This is a genomic window from Arsenophonus nasoniae DSM 15247 (genome assembly GCF_000429565.1).
GTDB classification, from domain to species: Bacteria; Pseudomonadota; Gammaproteobacteria; order Enterobacterales; family Enterobacteriaceae; genus Arsenophonus; species Arsenophonus nasoniae.
In genome coordinates this window covers 1-2508 of the sequence record NZ_AUCC01000172.1, presented here as the reverse complement: position 1 = coordinate 2508, position 2508 = coordinate 1, and the positions used below count along the sequence as shown (strand labels likewise).

Genomic DNA, 2508 nt, shown 5'->3' with positions numbered 1-2508 from the left:
TGTGTATGATGTAGGTTGAGTTACAAAGAGCTTAAGACCGTCGATAATCACTTCATCGATAAAGTTTTGTATCCATTTTTCATCTGCTTGTTGTTGTTCTTTTGCATCGTTAGCATTGTAAAAAAACCAGACGGGTAAAAATCCTTCACCTGGCTTTTCTTGCATGATTGGATTTTCAATTTGATGGGCAAGTAGGTTTTCAATAACCTCTCTGTCTAATTCGATCGAAACATTGTGATATGTGAACAAGTAGTTACCATTTGAACTAAAACCAAAGCGTTCATAACAAGAAAGAAGGTAACGGGAAGCAAAGATACTTCGCTTTGTTTTCACCATATATTCTGCAAATTCCATTTGTTCTGTTTTTGTGAGTTTTTTATTTTTATTAAAGCGCTCAGTCTCGAGTAACCATTTAGGGCAATCAGGGGCGATATTTTTCAATTTCTCAATAATTTGCTCATCGGTTAAATCTTGCATATAAAAATTCCTCAATAGTTAAATTGATGAAAAATTGCCCCTATAAAAAGGGGCGTTAAGATTAATTAGTGGCGTTCTAAGAAATGGGTCAATTCACCTTCGTACCAGTGATCGGTGCGTGCGGTGATTATTCCGATTTGTTGATGGTGGAAATGTTCAAAAAGCTGTTTGATCTCCGCTAACATGGTATCGATACAAAAAAAACTTCAGGGGAAAATCGGCGTTGAATATAAAATTTGATTAAAAATCTATAACATCAAAATCATCAATAATATTTCTAACCGTTCTTGCGATAAAAAGCCCTATTATTTGAACATCTGGAATATGTTGCTTAATAACGGTTTTCATCGCCTTATAGTGACTACCAGCGGTTAAAATATCATCAAAAATAATTATAGTAGATCTAATATCATTGGCTAAAGAGCCATGGAATTCATAATTATTTGCTAATTCTTCACAAGATGGTCTATTTGAAGAATTATGTGATGCTGTTAAGGTTTCTCTTTGTGTTATTAGCTCTCTAAAGTCAACAGTGGAATTTATTTTTTTACATTCATCAAGGATGTTAATTAATCTATCATCATATTTGGGATCTAATTTACATCTAGATGGTGGGACAGGTACAACTGTACATTTAAGCAAATAATCACGATATTCAGATAAAAAAGAAGCTATTTGTTTAATCGCTCTTTTCTTGTATTTATATTCAGGTTTATCTTTTTTTAAAACATCCTTTTTTAAATTAAGAATCAAATTGTTAGTATTACTGAAAGCAAATCCTTTTTCCGCTGTATACTCTCCAAAATAAAGACAGATATCATCTTCAGTTAAATGAAAATGATGACCAAGAGTAAGCTCATCTATCTTTTGTAATAGAAATGTCACAGATTATCCTTAATATCTTGGTAGTTCTTAACTCTAATTGCACCACGAGCTTCATATTTTTCAGGCCAAGATATTGTACTATTTTTGAAACAGCTATCCAGTATAAATAATTTTCTACCCTGATCCAAAGCTGCTCTGGCTTGAGTCAAAGTTCCTGACGTATCGGATGCTTCTACAATAATTGTCGCTTCCGATAAAGCAGACATAGTAGCATTGCGCTCAGGAAAAAATAATCTATTAGTACGATAATCTTGATCTAGATAACGTTTGAACGGTACCTGACTGATCAATAAATAATTTTCTCTAATCCGTTGTTGTAACTCAATATTCTGTTTTGGATAAAAATGTGATAACGGCGTGCCAATAACTGCTATAGTATTCCCTCCAGCATCCAATGCTGTTCTATGAGCCTCAGTATCAACACCTTCAGCAAGACCGGAAACTATGGTAAAATTATCTTCTATAAGGCATTTAACAAGCTTTCTTGTTCTTTTCTTACCTTCTTCAGATACCCTACGAGAGCCAACAACTGCAACGCTGCGAGTATTTATTAGATCCCACCATCCCTGATAATAAAAAACTTCTATCGGATGTTTAGCATCCCTTAATTTCTCGGGATATTCATTAGCTCCATGTATTCTAATTCCAAAATGCTTAACCTGAAATCGGTCAAAAATATCTTTTAAGATCTCCTTAAATTCTTTTCTTACATTCTCAGTAACCATTCTTGATGGAATGGTATCAGGATATTTTCTAAATCTGTCTGCAATAGACCTGAATGTAGCTCCATTTTCAGACCACAAAGCTTCATAAGCTGCCATTTCTTCAAAAGGAGATATGACATGATCAAAAGAATCTAACGAACTGAAATTAAGCTGCATGTGTAACTGCTCTCCTTATGCAAAAATAATTAACTAAAAAATAATAAAAATATGTGGATTCTACAAGAAATAAATTGTTTTTAAGGTATCAATCCACAACAGGTAAGATGCTGCTTAAATCCTGACTGTCCAGTACGATGACCTGATGGCCTAGGGCAAAAAGCCGTGCGTGTTCGCGTAATTGGTAGGGGGTAGGTTTTTCGCCTGGGGCTTTACATTCCACAAAAATAATGTTGCCATTGGGCAGGGCGACTAATCGGTCAGG

At 34.5% G+C, this 2508-nt stretch carries 4 protein-coding genes; all 4 read right to left on the bottom strand.

Going from position 1 to position 2508, the window contains the following annotated elements; translation table 11 throughout:
* The coding region (locus G468_RS0117010) for a hypothetical protein (RefSeq protein WP_026824039.1) at positions 1-477 on the bottom strand (477 nt) is incomplete at its 3' end.
* Positions 478-717: 240 nt separating this feature from the next.
* Entirely contained in the window at positions 718-1362 is a 645-nt protein-coding gene (locus tag G468_RS23240) for a hypothetical protein (RefSeq protein ID WP_034250355.1), read from the bottom strand.
* Complete coding sequence (locus G468_RS0117000; protein WP_026824038.1) at positions 1359-2243, bottom strand: DNA-processing protein DprA; 885 nt, start codon at positions 2241-2243, stop codon at positions 1359-1361. The genes G468_RS23240 and G468_RS0117000 overlap by 4 nt, the downstream gene beginning before the upstream one ends.
* Positions 2244-2331: 88 nt before the next feature.
* On the bottom strand, positions 2332-2508 hold a 177-nt coding region (locus G468_RS24965), incomplete at its 5' end, for a PDDEXK family nuclease (RefSeq protein WP_026824037.1).